The organism is Bradyrhizobium uaiense (genome assembly GCF_010811875.1).
Lineage (GTDB): Bacteria > Pseudomonadota > Alphaproteobacteria > Rhizobiales > Xanthobacteraceae > Bradyrhizobium > Bradyrhizobium uaiense.
Map to the genome: position 1 here is coordinate 1 of NZ_VKHP01001035.1, position 242 is coordinate 242.

The window sequence follows — 242 nt, forward strand, 5'->3', positions numbered from 1 at the left end:
GCCTTGCCACGGGCAACTACGACCAGCTGCACCATTTCATTGCGGACGGCATCTGGGACGCGACGCCGCTAGAGACGGAACTGCTCAACCAGGCGGACCGACTTGTCGGCGGTAGGGATGCGGTGCTGGTCATTGATGACACCTCATTGCCGAAGAAGGGCGAACGCTCGGTTGGTGTTGCAGCTCAATACGCGTCGGCTCTCGGCAAGACGGCAAATTGCCAAACGCTTGTGTCTTTGACG

Annotated in this window: 1 protein-coding gene; it reads left to right on the plus strand. The window is 59.5% G+C overall.

Translation table 11 applies throughout. From position 1 onward, the window contains the following. Positions 1–242, plus strand: a 242-nt coding sequence (locus FNJ47_RS48650; protein ID WP_163163797.1) for a transposase, incomplete at both ends; no start/stop codon positions are given.